Consider the following 17,509-nt stretch of genomic DNA (forward strand, 5'->3'; position numbering starts at 1 on the left):
GGCTGCTGAAGCCGATCTTGACGACTTCCTGCGCCTGCGCGGCCAGCGAGGCGGCAGCCAGGGCGACGGGCACGAGCGCGGAGACGAAGTGGCGCGGGCTCAGGGTGAATGGCTTCATGGGAAAGGTCTGGTTGAGTTGTGAACCAGGCCGGGGAATGCCCCGGCCGGACGGCGTGGAAAGTCGTGGCGCGCGGAACGCTTCAGGGAAAGCGGACGGTGCGTGTGGGCGGAATCGAGGTCTGGTTGAACATGACGCTTCGGCCGGCGCCCAGGCCGGCGTGCGGTGACAGGACGGTGGCGCATCGGCAAGGCGCCCTGCAAAACGAAACACCGCGCCCTTAGGCGCAGCGTCGGTAAGTCGGCCCCTCGCGGGCCGCCGCCGGATCGCGCGTGGTACAGCAAGAAGCCAGGGAAATCATGCGAGGTGCTGGAACGTCTACTGAGCTCAGGTCTGCCGTATCGAAAATATCGTATACGGTAGACGCATGTTCTGTGCCTAGGTGCAAACCATTAGAGGCACCAGTCCGAGGCGATTTGGAGCCGTGGCGGGCGCCAAAACGGTGAATGGCGGGCAGACACCGCGCCGAAACGGTGCGTGATTGCTTTCGCACGCAAGCCTGAGCGTGATGGAATTTCGTATACGCTTTGTGCGTAACTCCAGCCCCGAGGTGAACCCGTGCCCCTTCAATTGCCCAACGTCCCGGACCTGGGCCAGTCGCCCACGATTTCGGAGGTGATTGCGCAGCACCTGCGCAGCGCCATCGTCGCGGGGCAGTTGCGCGAGGGCGCGCCGATCCGGCAGGACGAGGTGGCCGCGCTGTTCAAGGTCAGCAAGATTCCCGTGCGCGAGGCACTGAAGCACCTGGAGGCCGAGGGGCTGGTGGCGTTCCAGCGCAACCGCGGCGCGGTGGTGCACAGCCTGTCGGAGGCGGAGATCGTGCAGATCTACGAGATCCGGTCGATGCTGGAATCGAACGCGATCCGGCTGTCGGTGCCCAACATGACGCCGGCCACCTTCAAGCGCGCGCAGCGGCTGCGCGACGACTTCTCGCGCGAGCAGGACCCCTTCCGCTGGGCCCAGCTGCACTGGGCCTTCCATGCCTGCCTGTACGAGGACGCGAAACGGCCGATGCTGTTGAACCTGATCCAGTCGATCAACAACCGCACCGAGCGTTACCTGCACATCCAGCTGCAGGGTGACGGCCGCCAGACGGCCGACGCCGAGCACCAGGCGCTGGTGGACGTGTGCCGGAGCGGCGACGCCGACGCGGCGGCGCGGATGGTGCAGGAGCACATCATGAGCGCCTGCGAGTTGTTGCGCCGTCACCAGTCCCGGCCAGCCGCGCAAGAACCGGTGCCTGCCGGCAACGCTGTGTAGCCGGGGGGCCGGAGGGAACGGGGCGGACGGAGGAGGCATGTCGCTGCGCAATGGCATGCCTGCCAGCAACGGCAGGTGCACCGGAGGAGCGCGACGATAGAAGCGCAGGCGCCGAATATTTGTTCAAATTCGCGCCCCCGAATTGAACAATTCTCTATATGGCCGAGCCCGCTGACCTGGACCGGATCGACCTGCTGATCCTCAAGAAGCTGCAGCAGGACGGCCGCATGACCAACCTGAAGCTGTCGGAGGAGGTGGCGCTGTCGCCCACCGCCGTGCTGGCGCGGGTGGCGCGGCTCACGCGCGAGGGCTACATCCTGGGCTACGAGGCGCGGCTCAACCCGCTCAAGCTGCACGCCGGCATGCTGGTGTTCGTGGAGGTGCTGCTGGACAAGACCACGCCGCTGATCTTCGAGCACTTCAAGGCCGCGGTGCAGGTGCACGACCAGATCATCGAATGCCACATGGTGGCCGGCGGCTTCGACTACCTGCTCAAGATCCGCTGTGCCGACATGGAGGCCTATCGCCATTTCGCCGGCACCCTGCTGTGGCAGCTGCCCGGCGTGCGCGAGACGCGCACCTACGCCGTGATGGAAGAGGTCAAGCACACGACCCACGTGCCGCTGCCCGGCGTGTGAGCGTGGCACCGGCGGCCAGCCCGCGGCCCAGGCGGCCTTGCGCAGACAAACATTCGTAGAACTGCTGCGCTTACAGTGAAAAATTCGGAGGCCGTTGCTTCAAAGTAGTGCCATCGCGCTTACCCCGCCCGTGACATGAACGCTTCCTCCTCCCAGCCGGCTCCCTTCGCTGAATTCCTGTATCCCGCCCCCTTCAGCTCCGAGCTGCGCCAGGCGATCACCGACGCCTGGCGCAAGCCGGAGGTCGAGGCGCTGCCGATGCTGGCCGAGCTGGCGCGGCTGCCCGCGCCGCTGAAGGAGCAGGCGCAGGCGCTGGCCGCGCGCATCGCCACCACGCTGCGCGATCGCAAACCCTCCGCGGGCCGCGCCGGCCTGGTGCAGGGGCTGCTGCAGGAGTACGCGCTGTCCTCGCAGGAAGGCGTGGCGCTGATGTGCCTGGCCGAGGCGCTGCTGCGCATCCCGGACCGCGAGACGCGCGACGCGCTGATCCGCGACAAGATCGCCCGCGGCCAGTGGCACACGCACCTGGGCCGCAGCCCGTCTCTCTTCGTCAACGCCGCCACCTGGGGCCTGCTGATCACGGGCAAGCTCACGGCCACGCACAGCGAATCGGGCCTGTCGTCCGCGCTGGGGCGCATGCTGGCCGTGGGCGGCGAGCCGCTGATCCGCAAGAGCGTGGACATGGCCATGCGCGTGATGGGCGAGCAGTTCGTTACTGGCGAAACCATCAAGCAGGCGCTTGCCAATGCCCGCGTGCGCGAGGCCGAGGGCTTCCGCTACTCCTACGACATGCTGGGCGAGGCGGCGCTGACGGCGCAGGACGCGCAGCGCTACCTGGCGTCCTACGAGCGCGCCATCCATGCCATCGGCAAGGCGTCCGCAGGCCGCGGCATCTACGAGGGCCCCGGCATCTCGATCAAACTCTCGGCACTGCACCCGCGCTACAGCCGCGCGCAGCTCGACCGCGTGATGGACGAGCTCTACCCGGTGCTGCTGCGCCTGGCGCTGCTGGCCAAGCGCTACGACATCGGGCTGAACATCGACGCCGAGGAGGCCGACCGGCTGGAAATCTCGCTGGACCTGCTGGAGCGGCTGTGCTTCGAGCCCTCGCTCAAGGGCTGGAACGGCATCGGCTTCGTGATCCAGGCCTACCAGAAGCGCTGCCCGTACGTCGTCGACCACCTCGTGGACCTGGCCCGGCGCAGCGAGCGGCGGCTGATGATCCGCCTGGTCAAGGGCGCGTACTGGGACAGCGAGATCAAGCGCGCGCAGCTCGACGGCCAAGACGGCTACCCGGTCTACACGCGCAAGCCCTACACCGACATCGCCTACATCGCCTGCGCGCGCAAGCTGCTGGCGGCGCCGCAGCAGGTCTATCCGCAGTTCGCCACCCACAACGCGCACACGCTGGCCGCGATCTACCACCTGGCCGACCCGGCGCGCTGGCAGCCGGGGCAGTACGAGTTCCAGTGCCTGCACGGCATGGGCGAGCCGCTGTACGAGCAGGTGGTGGGCACCGGCGCGGACAGGCTGGGCCGGCCCTGCCGCGTCTACGCGCCGGTGGGCACGCACGAGACGCTGCTGGCTTACCTGGTGCGCCGGCTGCTGGAGAACGGCGCCAACACCTCGTTCGTCAACCGCATTGCCGACCTCACCATCCCCGTCGCGGAGCTGGTGCGCGACCCGCTGGACGTGGCCGATGAGCTGGCGCGCAAGGAGGGCCGCTTTGGCCTGCCACACCCGGCCATCCCGGCGCCGCGCGACCTGTACGGCCCGGCGCGGCCGAACTCGCGCGGCATCGACCTGAGCAACGAGCACGAGCTGGCGAAGCTGCAGGCCGCGCTGCGCCAGAGCGCCGGCGAGGCGTGGAGCGCCGAGCCGCTGCTGGCAACCGGGCCGGTGGCCGGCGAGCGCGAGGCGGTGCGCAACCCCGCCGACCACGGCGACGTCGTCGGCTTCGTGCGGAACGCGAGCACCGAGCACGTGGACCTGGCCTTGGGCCACGCCGCCGCGGCCGCCGGGCGCTGGGCGGCGACGCCGCCGGCTGCGCGCGCCGACATGCTTGACCGCGCCGCGACCCGGCTGGAAGAGGACATGCCGCGCCTGATGGGCTTGCTCATCCGCGAGGCGGGCAAGACCGCGGCCAATGCGATTGCCGAGGTGCGCGAGGCGGTGGACTTCCTGCGCTACTACGCGCGCCAGGTGCGCCAGGACTTCCAGCCCGACACGCACGTGCCGGTCGGCCCGGTGGTGTGCATCAGCCCGTGGAACTTCCCGCTGGCGATCTTCATGGGGCAGGTGTCGGCGGCGCTGGCCGCGGGCAACCCGGTGCTGGCCAAGCCGGCGGAGCAGACGCCGCTGATCGCCGCCGAGGCCGTACGCGTGCTCCGGGACGCCGGCGTGCCGCGCGACGTGCTGCAGTTCCTGCCCGGCGCGGGCGAGGTGGTGGGCGCGCGGCTGGTGGGCGACGCGCGCGTGCGCGGCGTGCTGTTCACGGGTTCCACGGAAGTCGCGCGCATCCTGCAGCGCGCCGTGGCCGGCCGGCTCGATGCCGACGGGCGGCCGATCCCGCTGATCGCCGAGACCGGCGGCCAGAACGCGATGATCGTGGACTCGTCCGCCCTGGCGGAGCAGGTGGTGACGGACGTGCTGGCCTCGGCCTTCGACAGCGCCGGCCAGCGCTGTTCCGCGCTGCGCGTCCTCTGTGTGCAGGAGGACGTGGCCGACCGCCTGATCGAGATGCTGCTGGGCGCGATGGCCGAGTGGCGCATCGCCAGCCCGGACCGGCTGGCGGTGGACGTGGGCCCGGTGATCGACGCCGAGGCGCTGGCGGGCATCCAGAAGCACGTCGAGGGCATGCGTGCCAAGGGCCGCCGTGTGCATCAGCTCGGCGCCTGCGATGCGGACGCCCTGGGCTGCGGCACCTTCATGCTGCCCACGGTGATCGAGCTGGATCACCTGTCGGAGCTCAAGCGCGAGGTGTTCGGCCCGGTGCTGCACGTGCTGCGCTACCAGCGCGAGGACCTTGACGCGCTGCTGGCGCAGATCAACGCCACCGGCTACGGCCTGACCATGGGCTTGCACACCCGCATCGACGAGACCATCGACCGCGTGCTCAAGGCCTCGCATGCGGGCAACGTGTACGTGAACCGCAACATCGTCGGCGCCGTGGTGGGCGTGCAGCCCTTCGGCGGCGAGGGCCTGTCCGGCACGGGTCCCAAGGCCGGCGGGCCGCTGTACCTGTACCGGCTGCTGTCGCGGCGGCCGGCCGACGTGATGGCGCGGCTGTTCGAGCCGGACGCCACGCTGGATCTGGGTCCCTTCGCCGGCCAGATGCCGCCGGCCCTGCGCGCCCTGCACGACTGGGCCCAGCAGCAGGGCCAACCGCAGCTGGCGCAGGCCTGCCATCGCTTCTGGCAGCGCTCGCGCAGCGGCGCCTCGCAGACGCTGCCCGGGCCCACGGGCGAGAAGAACGTCTATGCCCTGGCGGCCCGCGAGGCCGTGCTGTGCCTGGCCGGCAGCGACGGCGACCGCCTGGTGCAACTCGCCGCGGTGCTGGCCGTGGGCGGGCGCTGCGTGTGGCCGCTGGAGTGCGAAGCGCTGATGCGGAAGCTGCCCGTGGCAGCGCAGGCCAGCGTCGTGATCGCCCGTGACTGGGCTTCGCCGGAGGTGAGCTTCGATGCCGCGCTGTTCCACGGCTCGGCGCTGGAGCTACAGGCCATCCAGCAGCGGCTGGCCGAGCGGCCCGGCCCGATCGTCGGCATCGAGCGGCTGCAGCCCGGCGAGACCGACGTGCCGCTGGAGCGGCTGGTGGTGGAGAAGGCCACCAGCATCAACACGGCGGCGGCCGGCGGCAATGCGTCGCTGATGACGATCGGCTGAGGAGGCCCGGCGCACGGGCCGGGTCCGGCCTGCCGCTTGCACCGGCGGCAACATGGACACCACCTTTCTGCTCTGGGTCGCGGCCATCGTGGCCGTGGTGTTGGGACTGGCCGGCGTGGTGTTGCCGCTGCTGCCGGGCACGCCGCTGCTGTTCGGCGGGCTGTGGCTGGCGGCGTGGCTGGACGGCTACTCGCGCGTGAGCCTGCTGACGGTCGGGATGCTGGCGCTCATGGCGCTGCTGGCCTGGCTGGCGGACTACGCCGCCGCGGCGCTGGGCGTGCGGCGCGCCGGCGCCAGCGGCCGGGCCATGGCCGGTGCGGCCATCGGCGCCGTGCTGGGTGCCTTCGCGGGCTTGCCGGGGCTGATCGTGGGACCGGTGCTGGGCGCCATGGCGGGCGAGTGGTCGGTGCGCCGCCACGCCGGCCAAGCCACCCGCGCCGGCGTCGCTGCGGGCCTGGGTTTCATCATTGCCATCGCGGCCAAGCTGGGTCTGGCGCTGGGCATGCTGGGTGTGTTCGCGTTCGCCTATTTCGTCTGAAGTCTGAAACCCTGCCCTCCGGAGCCACCCGCTGGTTGAGGAGGGCGGGCCGGACTGTCATTTTCCCCAAGGCAAGACGCGAGTTTCCCCGGGAATTTCCTGGGGATTCTTCGGGTCCGCACGGGAATGTCATCCAAGCCCGAATTGGCCGAAAATGACCACCCAATAAATGTGTCTGCTGGGCCGCATTCAGTACCCTGGAGGCAAACATTAGATTCCTTGCCAAGCCCTGGGTATCCGTATTTTTTTCGTGCATTCGCAGGCGGAATTTCCGTCTGAAGCCAAAAACAATAAGGCTCGGCCATGGCGGCCTTGCTTTGAAATCGTCTGGGGAACGTTGCTGGCACTCACGCGCCGGGCCGGGTGAACGGGCGTGTCTGCCACGGCGACAAATGCGGCCGCCAGCAACGGCCGACGACGGGGAACAAGTTTCATGCTGTATCTGAAAGAGTATTGGCTCGAAGGATTCAAGGCCGGCGAGCAGTTCATCAAACAGTGCCCGTATCCAGGCAACTCCCTGGAAGCCAGGAACTGGCGCAACGGCTGGCTGGAGGGCGCGTCCCAAGCACTCGGTCTGGACAGCCCGCCCGCCTTCCGGCTGCAGCCCGAGGCCAATCAACACGACGCCGCTTGAAGCTCCGAGGCGCCTGGGTCCGCCACACACCCTGACCCCTCCTGAGCCGTGGTCCGGCCCGCTGGCTTGGCGCCCATCGAAGCCTGGCCGGGGCCGCCTGTGCCGTACTCGCATGGCGGGCTGCCGTGCTTCCCGGAGAACGCGGTGCATTCCCGGTCCTGACGAAGGCGCACCCCGACTGAGCATCGAGAGCCGAAGGGGCCAAAGTGCGGGCCATGGACCGGCATGATGAATTGCGGGCACAACGCGATGCTCTGGAAACCGAGCTCCTGACCCTGGAGCAGTCCATCCAGTGCGAGTGGCAGCGCGGTGTCGCGGCCCCCACGGAGTTGCTGGAGCGCGTGGACGCGCTGCTGGAGCGCCTGAGGCAGGTGAACCGGGCCCTGTGTCCGCAGGACGGTTCCGAACAGGCCTGAGGAATCGATGCCCCGGCGTTGCGGGCCGCGCCCCAGGGCCGTTTCAGAGTTCTCCCGGGCTGCATGCTCACGCCATGGGACTTGCCCTTGCCGGAGGGGTTGAGCCGGCGAGGTGGCCGGCTTGCCAAGCAGCCCGTGCCAGGAAAATCGAGCCATGAAGCTCAGGCCCATCGTCATCAGCCCACCCTGTGTCGAAACCGCCGCAACGCCAGGCGCCGCGCCGGCGCCCGCGCAGTCCGCGTCCAGCGGCGGGCAGGCGTCGCGATGATGCATATCGGCTTGCTGCGCGCCGCGCACGAGCGCGAGCAATTGATCCTGTTCGTCGGCGCGGGCGTGTCGCAGTCGCTGGGCTTGCCGCCGTGGAGCGAGCTCATCGACCACATGGCGCGCGAGCTCGGCTACAAGCCCGAGGAGTACCGCCAGTACGGCAGCGCGCTGGCGCTGGCGGAGTTCTTCCGGCTGCAGCACGGCAACATCGGCCCGCTGCGCAGTTGGATGGACCGGCAGTGGCACTCGCCCAACATGTCGGTGGCCCGCTCGCGGGTGCACGAGCTGATCGTGCGCGCCAACTTCAAGATCATCTACACCACCAACTACGACCGCTGGCTCGAATACGCCTTCGAGCATCACGAGCGCGAGTACGTGAAGGTGGTCAGCGTGGCGGACATCGCGCGCATCCGGCGCGACGCGACGCAGATCGTCAAGTTCCATGGCGACTTCGAGAACGACGAGTCGATCGTGCTCGACGAAACCAGCTACTTCCGGCGGCTGGACTTCGAGTCGCCGCTGGACATCAAGCTGCGCGCCGACGTGCTGGGCCGCTCGGTGCTGTTCATCGGCTACAGCCTGGCGGACATCAACATCCGCTATCTCTTCTACAAGCTCTCGCGGTTGTGGAAGGCGTCGGTGCCGGGTGTGCCGCAGCCGCCCTCGTACATCTTCCTTCCGGTACGCAACCCGGTGCAGCAGGCAGTGCTGGGGCAGTGGGGCATCGAAACCATCTCGCCCGACACCGAGGAGGATCCCTCGACAGCGTTGGCGGCATTTCTGGAGGAGTTGGTGGGCGAGGCACCGTCCCAGGTCCCGCCACGGCTTGAAACGAAACGTAGTTCAACTTGAGGAGATTCACGGTATTCGGCAGGCCATCGCTTGCGTGCGGTGGTTGAAAACCGGAGCGGAGACAGTTTTCAATCGCCGCCGGCACACCCAGCGAAAAAACTGTCCCGTCCTGGAAGAGTGCTGACCGAGTTGAGCGTCGCCAGGCACCTTCATGGGTCAAAAAAGCGCAAGCTGCGGGGCAGGTCCATCAGGGACAATAGGCGTCCCGACCCCGAGAGGCTGATAGCGCGCATTGCGCATATGCAATCCGGTGCCACACGGCCATCGCCGACAGGGGCCAATCCTGTTTACTTGTCCGTCAACGTCCCGGCCCTCATGCGCTCATCGGTTGCCTGCCTGCCCAGAGGCGTGCTGACGTCGCTGTCATTGACGGCGGATCTGGCCGCCGTGAAGGCGGCCGTCGTCTACGAAAAGGATGTCGAGCTGGAGGATGGCGGCCGCGTGTGCTGGATCTTCTGGCACATCCGCCGCATGGCGACGCAGGATGGCCAGCCCGTGTGGTCGGCTCAGGCCTTTCCCGCGCCGGGACACGCCGGCCGGCCCATGGCGCTGCGCATACTCGACGGACGCAGCGAGCTGACGGCGCATCAGTTCAAAGGGTTGGCCACCGCCATCGGTATCTGGGGCGCGTTGAGAAAGCCGCCCATGCTGGAAAAAGCCGGCTTGTTCAATCTGCAGGCCACGTCCGAGACCCTGGACGCCACTTTGAGTGAATTGATGGCGAAGGAAAGCCATTTCGGGCTCAGCGTCCGGGCCGCGGCGACGGGCTGGAACGTCGGGCCCTGAAAACCACGGCGTCCGCCGCCTTCGTCACATGTAACAACCCTGGCACTGACCAGGGCTAAAACCGCCGTCGAAGGTTGCACCAGCCCCGAGCGCCGGTTTCGGACCGCTGCCTTGGCGGCTGAACGACGGCAAGGCCACGCGTCTGGGGCGCGATCGCAAAGCACTTGCTGCCCTCCGTCGGCGCCACGCCGCCGGTGCGATCTGCCGTGTTCGGTGTCCATTTGAACGTAATGCTCGCGTCCCGCTGTGATTGCGGCGACGTCGACGGCAATACCCGCTTTGCATCCCAGCCCCAGGCGCGATGACCGGGCCATTGCCGTTGGCGTGAACCAGCGCCGCATGCCTGCGAACTCCATGTTGATCCTCTTCCACTGGCTTGGCTGAACCTGGGGTGAAATTGATGCCCTTATTCCCTCGCGGCGCTTTTCCCGATCTCGCCACGAGTTTTTTCACCCTACTGATTGGGATTCAGCAAAAAAGGGCCATCATGGAAATCCAGCAAATCAGCACTCCCGTCCAATTCCCCCAAACCGAACAAAATCAATCTTACGAGCGCCCTCAACGCGAGCTTCTCGGATTCACCGTGCGCGTGGTCGACAACGCCGCCGACTTGGCGCGGGTGCGCCAATTGCGGTCCGCCGCATATGGGCACCATCTGCCCTTGCTGGCGGCGCAATTCGGGCAGGCCGATCCGCTGGACGAGGATCCTGACGTGGTGATTTTCTGCGCCGAGGACAAGGTCACGGGTGAAATCGTGGGTTCCTGCAGAATCCAGGTCAACCGCAACCGTCCGCTGCAGATTCACTCCTGCATCGATGAGCCGCCTCATCTGCGCGGCCTGCTGGTTTCAGAAATCACCAGACTGGTCGTTCAACCCACTTATGGCGACCGGCTGGTGCGCATGGCGCTGGTCAAGGCCTGCCATTTGCACAATATTGCGACCCAAGTGGCCGGCATTTATGCAGGCTCGCGCCCCGCACTCATGCGGCAATACCGCGCCCTGGGATTTTCGGACCTGTTCGGCGACAACCGTGAAGTGCCGCTGACTTACGCCGGCGGTATTCCGCATCGGATTCTCTGGCTTGATTCCGTGCGCGCCGAGGCTGATTGGTCGGCCATGAAGCACCCCTATTACAAGTTCGTCTTCAGGACGTGGCACCCGGACATCATGATTTTCTCCAGGGCGTTCACCGGTATTTCAAAGGCACCTGCGAGCCTGGAGTCGCAGCCGGCCTGACTCAAGCCTGAAGGCAACCCGCCGCACGCCCGCATGGGCTTGCGGCGGGTACCGCCGTTGTCGAATCAGCCCGCGAAGGCGGCCAGGGAGTTAGCTTTGCCTGGAATTCTCCAACGGGCGCAGGTAGGCAGCGACCATCTTGATCAGGTCGTCGCTGGTATACGGTTTTCCCAAATGGTCGTCCGCGCCGGCATGGCGTGCCTGGCTGATGTCGTCGGACGTGCAGCGGCCCGAGACCATGACGATGGGAAGACGCGCCGCACCCGACTGGCTTTCGAACGCCCTGACCTGGCGTATGGAGCTCAGCCCGTCCAGGCCCGGCATGTCGCTGTCCATGAGCACGATGTCTGGCCGAGGCCGCAGCATGGTGCAGGCATAGACCGCCATGTCGCCCTGCCCGACCACGCTCACGCTCAAGCCGTGCAGTTGCAGCGTCGTGCGGGCCAGCTCGGCCGTCATGGCGTCGTCTTCCGCGATGAGCACGTGGCCCTTGAGCAGCAAGGGCTCCTTCTTCTGCTGATCGCTTCCCTTGTGATGCAGGGACACGACTACTTTTTCGAGCCGCACGTTCAGCGTGAAGGTGGAGCCTTTCCCGGGTTCGCTACTGACTTCCAGCGTTCCCTTCATGGCCGTGGCCAGGCGCTTGCTGATGCTCAGGCCCAGGCCGCTGCCGCCGAGGCCACCCACGCTCTGGCCGCGCGCATGCCTGGAAAATGGTTCGAATATCGTGGCGAGATTTTCCTGGGCAATGCCAACGCCGGTGTCGGTCACTTCGAGCACTAGGTTTCCCCGGCCATCGGTATCCTGCACCAGCATGGTCACCAAACCACCCTTGGCGGTAAATTTGATGCCGTTGCTGATCAGGTTGAGCGCTATCTGCCGCAGGCGGCCGGGATCGGCATGAACATGGTAGGGACGCGGCAAGGCATTGTTCACCCAGAATTTCACGCCTTTTTCGCGCCCGATCATGTAACCGATGTTCAGGAGTTCCTCCACCAGGTCGTTCAAATCGAAAACCTCGGGGCGCAAGGTGACGCCGGCGGCTTCCAGCCGGCCGAAATCCAGCACGTCGTTGATCAGGCCGACCAGATGCTCGCCGGATTTCCCGATCATCGCAGCCGCCTTGGCCGTGGAGGGACTGCCCGGGTCCTTGGCAATCTGGTGACTCATGGCCAGGATGGCGTGAATGGGCGTGCGCAATTCGTGCGTGATGCTGGACATCATTTCCGTCCGCATGCGCGACTCGTTCCTCGCCATTTCGAGCGCGACTTCGTTCTGTTTCTGGTACCTGCGGATCGCGCGGCTCTGAATGAGGCGCTGTTCTTCATCCCGGGCCGCCTTGCGCGCATTGAGCAGCAGCACCGTTCCGAAAATGGCGACGCCCAGCGCCGTGCTGTTGCCGAAGGAATGCGCCTGCACCATCAGATAGAGCACCGTCTGGCCCAGGATGGGGGCGGCATACATCAGGCCCGAAAGCCAGTCCGCCTCCAGCGTATGCATGGCCACGGCCGTGACGCCGCACAGAACGGCCGCCGTCCAAAGCAGCGCCTCTTCGGGTGCGCCGCTGTACAGCACCAGCATGCCGATGGCCCCCAGCACCATACCGTCCAGGAACAATGTCACCCTGATCCAGAAAACCCATTTGTCCTGCGCCGGCTTCTTTATCTTGGCATTCGTCCATTTGAAGACCAATACCAGCCGCCATCCGGTGAACACCGCCTTCAGCACAAACCAATACCAGACCGTAATACCGACGCTGTCATGCAGGTAGACCGCCATGACAAGGGCAAAAAATGTCGCCCCGATCGCACCGCTGCGCACCCGGCCAGCCATGCTTTCCATCTGGTCATAGTGCACCTGGGCCATCAATTCATGATCCAGGCGGGCAATGCGCAGGATATCGCCGTATTCGTCTGGTTTAGGGTCCTGCACCATTTACTCCATTTTCATCGTCCCGCTGCGTGCTCAACGAGAAGCGCCTCATGCCCCGCCAGTGACCGGCATCGCGGTATGGGCACGGAGCCTGGCTCTTGCGTCTTGCGCGAAGTCCCGCATTGTCCTTCGGGCATCCCGCCCCGGTGGCGCCGGCTCCGAGCGCCGCATGCCCCCCTCGTGGCATATTTCGGTACCTTCTGACACGAACCACCATGTCGACTGCCGGCACTCCCAACTTTCCGCTGGGCGCCCATTTGGCCGTGGCGTTGCTCAAGCGGCACGGCATTCCGCAGCACAAGCACTCCACCACCATCCGGGACGTCCTGGGCCTGTCATACAGCCAGGCTCATCGAAAAATCAACGGCGACTCGCCCTGGACGCCCGAAGAACTCGAAACCCTGGGCCAACATTTCGGGGACAGTTTCACCACGATGGTGCTGGCCGCATTGGAGGCCGACAAGCGCGTGACGGCCCAGTTGGTCATGGGCAAGACCTCGGTCGAGGCTTTCCTGTGGCCGGGCGAGCGTGCCACCAATGTGGCCGAAGGCGCCCTGGTAGCCGTCCCGGTCAACGCGGAGTGGCTGATCTGCCCGGTGAACAACGCCGTCAGGGACAACTGTTACCTCATCAAGCGCATCTTGATCGAGCCGCCTCCGGAGCGGCTGACCCGCGTGGCCGTGCTCGACGATGTCGAGGAACTGGCCACGACGCTGTCGGCCTCGTTCTGCGAAGCCGGGCTGGATTCCCGCCCCTTTTTCACCGTCGAGGCCCTGCGCACGAAAATCGACGAATACGACGCCTTCGTCCTGGACTGGCTCGTGGGCGAGGAAACCGCCAAGACGTTGATCGACGATATTCGCAAGACCAAGCCCGAGGCGCCGGTGGCGGTGCTCACCGGTCAGATCGGCACCGGCCTGGCCAGCGAATCCGAGGTGGCCTCGCTCATGGCGACCCACAAGATCCTGTTTTTCGAGAAACCGGTGCGTTTTTCCATCATCAATGCTGCAATTTCGCAAGCAGGAGCGAGGAAATAGCTTTCAGGAAATGGCCGTCGCCGGGAGCGCCGGCGATCACGGCATCGAAAGGCCAGGGTTTATCGGCGCCCTCCTTGGACTGGCGCACATTGAAAGCCAATACCGTGGTTTCACGGTTGGCGCTGCTGCCGTTCTTCATGACCGTGGCCAGGCGCTTGCCATTGCGCTTGGGCAGATTCATGTCCACCACCACCAGCGCATAGGTTTTCAGCGCCAGCCGGTTCGCCGCTACAGGCACCGAGGAGACGCATTCCACCTCGAATTCCAGGCGCTCGATGATCGCCTGCACCTCGGCCTGGGCACGCGCGTTTTCCGTGACCAGCAGCACTTTGGACGGGGGGCCTTCCCATTCGCTGCCGCCTTCGTCCTCGGAAACCACCTCGCATGGAATCACCACGTTGAAACCTTGCCGCGACGGCGAGGTACTGCTGGGTGAGACGCTGCCGCCCAGTAATTCGACCAGGGTCTTGACCAGCGTGAGGCTCAGGCTGTCATTGAGTTCATCCCGGTGCCCGGCCTCCAGCGCCACGGAGCCGGATACAGTGGCCGCCACCCCGGCTTCATTCGCTGCTTGCGCTTCCGGCAATTCGCCTTCGACGATGAAGGTGACCGAACGGGTCAGCGCGTCATAACCCTTCATCGTCAGCATCAGCGAAGACGTGCGTGAGGTGCACAGCACGTGCTTGGCAATTTGGATGAGCACCTGCACGATCTTGTCGGAATCGGCCACCACGAACAGCGGATCCTGCGGCACCACCTTGAGAATCCGCCCGTTAGAAATCACGCCACCCTCGTAAATTTCCGTCGCCACCGATTCCAGCAGCATCGCGGCATCGAAAGTCGCGGGTTCGAGCTGCAATTGCCAGGCCTCGGCGCGCGCAATGGTCAGCAGGTCGCGCAATTCCATCGACAATTTGCTGGCCGAGGCGGATATGTTTTGCACCAGCTTGTGCCGCATGGCCTGCTGCGAGGGCGACTCCATCAATTCCAGCGAAGAAACGATTGCCTGCAGCGGCGAGCGCAGCTGGTGGCTGACCCGCGCCAGGAACGCGCTCTTGGTCACCATGGCGGCTTCCAGCGCCTGGATCCTGGATTCCTCCATGGCTTCCCGCTGCCGGTCGTGCAGCTTGCGCAGCACTGGGCCGAAGGACGCCCCGAGCAGCATCGCCAGGAACAGCAGCGCAAGCCCCAGGTGCGAATGGAGGCTCCAGAACGGGTGTCCCAGCAGCAGCACGGGCGTGGCCGTCAGCACCATGCCTGTCCAGGCGAACCAGAAGGCTCGGGCGCCGTAGCGCAGCCCCACTGGCACGGTCAGGAAGATGAGATAGGGAGAGAGAAAGGCCGTGGCCGTCGGTGCGTCGCACAGCAGCACCGCGAGGGCGGCGCAGTCCGTGAACATCGTGAAGTACTGCAGCCGTACCAGGCCATCGGGCTGGCGCTTCAGACCCATGAACTGCGCCAGGCCGAGCAGTACGTACAGCAGCGCCAGCACCGGCGCGACCCACAGGCTGCCGAAGGCGCCATCGCGCCATGGGGAGGTTGCGCCAATGATCAGCAGCGCCGCCAGGCCGTGCCAGGCACGGGCCAGAGCCCGCTGCCGTTCGAACCCGTGGCGCCCCTGCACCGAATGGGCCCCCACCCATTCGCAAAAATCGATTTTCTTCATGTGATACGTCGTCGGCCTGGCGGCGACCCCGATGAACCCATAGTCACTGCAAATCCACCGGGCACTCAGGTGTGACATCGGCATCAATTGCGGCGCCTCCTACAGAAAGGCACCAGAAGACCGATGAAGCAGTTGCCCGGAGCGTGACTGTATAGGTGCATCCGGCCAGGTATCCCGGCACGGCAGACAGACCCATCAATTGGGAAACGGAGAGCAGACCCTCCTGACAATTCCATTTCGCGAAGCTGGATTCATATTTTCTTCCGTCTGATGGTTATGATCACACATCTTGTTTCATCAGACAGAAGAAGTTAAGGTTTTGACGTGGCTCCGCCGATTCGTTCTTCTTCCTCTCACGAGGCGTCTGGCATGGCGTCTGCACGCCGCCGCGGCATGGCATTTGGGCCAGCTCGCACGGCAGCCGCGCGCGGCGACCAGGAGGTGGTGATGGCCGCCACGCATTCCAAGCCCGCGGCAGCGTTACGGCCCGGTCGCGCCTGGCTGCTGAGCAACGACACCGCCCACGTGGCCCAGGTCGAAACCGAGCTGGGCGCCGAGGGCTGGCGGGTCGATCTGCGCCTGCGCTCCCTGCAGCACCTGCTGCTGCATCTGCATTGCGAAGCCGCGCCGCCGGATGTGCTGGTGTGCGGGCTGCATTTCGACGACGGCGACGCGTTTGCCCTGATGCGGTTGCTGACGCACGACCCGCGCGCACCCGCGCTGTTCCTCGTGCTGCAGCCGCAGCAACGGGTGGTGCTCAAGAGTGCGCTGGCCATGGCCGGCGCCTGCAACCTGCGGGTGGCGGGCTACGCGGAGCGGCCCTTGACCGCCGGGCAGATCGCGCAGGCGCTGCGTCCGTACCGCGTCGCGGTGCCGGCCCGCGCGCCGGTGCCAGCGCCGGAGCTCACGGCCGAAGCGCTGCGCTCGATGCTGCAGCACGACCGCCTGCAGGCCTGGCTGCAGCCGCAACTGCATCTGGACAGCCGCGAGGTCGTGGGCGTGGAAGCGATCCTGCACGGCGTGGCCGAGGACGGCACGCCACTGCCGCCCGCGCGGCTGCAGCCCGCGCTCAAGCGCCACGGCCTGCTGGAAGCCGCCACCCTGGCACTGGTGCGACAGACCTGCGGCTTCCTGGCGGACTGCGTGCGGGACGGGCAGCCCCTGAGCGGCTCGATCAAGGCGTCGATGCACTCGCTGTCGGACCCCGATTTCTGCATCGAGCTGCAGCGCATCGTGCAGGACAGCAAGGTTGACCCGGCCTCGATCACGATCGAGATCAGCGAGAGCGACGCAGCCGCGGACCTGCCCACCGTGATCGAGAACACGGCGCGCTGCAGGCTGCTGGGCTTCAACCTGTCCATCACCGATTTCGGCACCGCCTACTCCAGCCTGATGCAGCTGGCGCAGCTGCCGCTGTCGGAGCTGAAGTTCGACCGCTCGCTGGTGACGAACATCGACGCCGACGTGACCCGGCGCACCATCGTGGCCTCCTGCGCCGGCCTGGCACGCGGCCTGGGGCTGCGCGTGGTGGCCGACGGCGTGGAGACGGCCACCGAGCTGCGCGCGCTGCAGGCCGCCGGCTGCACCGAGGTGCAGGGCCACCTGTTGGCGCACCCCATGCCCACGGACGCGATGCGCCAGTGGCTGCACGGCCTCGATAGGCTGCGCGTGCCGCTGGGCAAGCGGCGCACGGCCGATCCCTGCTGAAGTCCGGACCGCGCCCACGGCCACCGAGGCCAGGCGCGCCTGCCGGCCGCGCGGCATGGAACGGCGCGGCCACCGCGCCTTCCCCCGCTTCAGCCTCCTTCATTTCCCTCCCCCGCCGCGCTTCCACCCGGGCGGCGCGGCCTCGCCTCGCGGGTGCCGTCCGCGGGCGGGCGCACGTCCGCGCGCCACTGCGCCGGGCCCGCCGCCACCCGCACTGCCAGCACTGACAGAGCAGTCAGCCCGGCCTGGCAGCAAGGAGCGCAAAGCACGTTCATCCGCCGTTCAAGTGATTGTCCGGTATGGGTTTTTCTCGGTTTGTCGACCTTGGCACGGAACTTGGAACCGGCAGGAGCAAGGCAGCCGGAGCCGGGCGTGATGTCCGCCCCGGACCGTTTCCCTCCACGACCGTCCACCTCCAGGGCATTCCATGAGCATCACGACCCCGGACCCCGCGGCAGCGGCCACCGGACCCGCCGACTCCAGCCAGGTCATCTCGCTGTACCAAGCCCGCAAGAAGATCTACCCGCGCGCGGTCCACG

The 17,509-nt window shown here is 66.5% G+C and carries 13 protein-coding genes; 11 read left to right on the top strand and 2 right to left on the bottom strand.

From position 1 onward, the window contains the following. Positions 1–676 precede the first annotated feature (676 nt). The 9 genes from Q0741_RS17050 to Q0741_RS17090 all read left to right on the top strand — a co-directional run bounded on the left by Q0741_RS17050 (position 677) and on the right by Q0741_RS17090 (position 10,628). On the top strand, positions 677–1,378 hold the full coding sequence (locus Q0741_RS17050; RefSeq protein WP_298234394.1) for a GntR family transcriptional regulator: 702 nt from the start codon (positions 677–679) through the stop codon (positions 1,376–1,378). A gap of 158 nt (positions 1,379–1,536) precedes the next feature. Continuing rightward, entirely contained in the window at positions 1,537–2,016 is a 480-nt protein-coding gene (locus tag Q0741_RS17055) for an Lrp/AsnC ligand binding domain-containing protein (RefSeq protein ID WP_298234395.1), read from the top strand. A gap of 135 nt (positions 2,017–2,151) precedes the next feature. Continuing rightward, on the top strand, positions 2,152–5,898 hold the full coding sequence (gene putA / locus Q0741_RS17060) for a trifunctional transcriptional regulator/proline dehydrogenase/L-glutamate gamma-semialdehyde dehydrogenase (RefSeq protein WP_298234396.1): 3,747 nt from the start codon (positions 2,152–2,154) through the stop codon (positions 5,896–5,898). A 52-nt stretch (positions 5,899–5,950) separates the two neighbouring features. Beyond that, positions 5,951–6,436, top strand: a complete 486-nt coding sequence (locus tag Q0741_RS17065; RefSeq protein WP_298234397.1) for a DUF456 domain-containing protein — start codon at positions 5,951–5,953, stop codon at positions 6,434–6,436. Positions 6,437–6,869: 433 nt separating this feature from the next. Further along, positions 6,870–7,070, top strand: a complete 201-nt coding sequence (locus Q0741_RS17070) for a hypothetical protein (protein WP_298234398.1) — start codon at positions 6,870–6,872, stop codon at positions 7,068–7,070. Positions 7,071–7,285: 215 nt separating this feature from the next. After that, entirely contained in the window at positions 7,286–7,486 is a 201-nt protein-coding gene (locus tag Q0741_RS17075) for a hypothetical protein (RefSeq protein WP_298234399.1), read from the top strand. A 267-nt stretch (positions 7,487–7,753) separates the two neighbouring features. Continuing rightward, positions 7,754–8,605 (top strand): SIR2 family protein, encoded by an 852-nt coding sequence (locus tag Q0741_RS17080; RefSeq protein ID WP_298234400.1) that lies wholly within the window; start codon positions 7,754–7,756, stop codon positions 8,603–8,605. A gap of 348 nt (positions 8,606–8,953) precedes the next feature. Beyond that, positions 8,954–9,391 (top strand): hypothetical protein, encoded by a 438-nt coding sequence (locus tag Q0741_RS17085; protein WP_298234401.1) that lies wholly within the window; start codon positions 8,954–8,956, stop codon positions 9,389–9,391. A gap of 391 nt (positions 9,392–9,782) precedes the next feature. Next, positions 9,783–10,628: a hypothetical protein gene (locus Q0741_RS17090; protein ID WP_298234402.1), complete on the top strand. Its 846-nt coding sequence runs from the start codon at positions 9,783–9,785 to the stop codon at positions 10,626–10,628. Between the two features lie 90 nt (positions 10,629–10,718). On the opposite strand, the gene Q0741_RS17095 is transcribed toward Q0741_RS17090, so the two are convergent. Further along, positions 10,719–12,563: an ATP-binding protein gene (locus Q0741_RS17095; protein WP_298234403.1), complete on the bottom strand. Its 1,845-nt coding sequence runs from the start codon at positions 12,561–12,563 to the stop codon at positions 10,719–10,721. 212 nt (positions 12,564–12,775) lie between these two features. Here Q0741_RS17095 and Q0741_RS17100 point away from each other — a divergent pair, with 212 nt between their 5' ends. After that, the gene (locus Q0741_RS17100; protein ID WP_298234404.1) at positions 12,776–13,597 is read left to right on the top strand and encodes a helix-turn-helix domain-containing protein; all 822 of its coding nucleotides are present in this window, start codon (positions 12,776–12,778) and stop codon (positions 13,595–13,597) included. On the opposite strand, the gene Q0741_RS17105 is transcribed toward Q0741_RS17100, so the two are convergent. After that, positions 13,560–15,263, bottom strand: coding sequence for a hybrid sensor histidine kinase/response regulator (locus Q0741_RS17105; protein WP_298234405.1), 1,704 nt, complete (start codon positions 15,261–15,263; stop codon positions 13,560–13,562). The two genes, Q0741_RS17100 and Q0741_RS17105, sit on opposite strands and share 38 nt — an antisense overlap. Positions 15,264–15,710: 447 nt before the next feature. Here Q0741_RS17105 and Q0741_RS17110 point away from each other — a divergent pair, with 447 nt between their 5' ends. Next, positions 15,711–16,970 carry an EAL domain-containing protein gene (locus Q0741_RS17110; RefSeq protein ID WP_298234406.1) on the top strand — a complete coding sequence of 420 codons (1,260 nt, stop codon included), beginning with the start codon at positions 15,711–15,713 and terminating at the stop codon, positions 16,968–16,970. Positions 16,971–17,509: the final 539 nt, after the last annotated feature.

This window comes from uncultured Azohydromonas sp. (genome assembly GCF_937926365.1).
In the GTDB taxonomy this organism is placed as follows: Bacteria; Pseudomonadota; Gammaproteobacteria; order Burkholderiales; family Burkholderiaceae_C; genus Azohydromonas.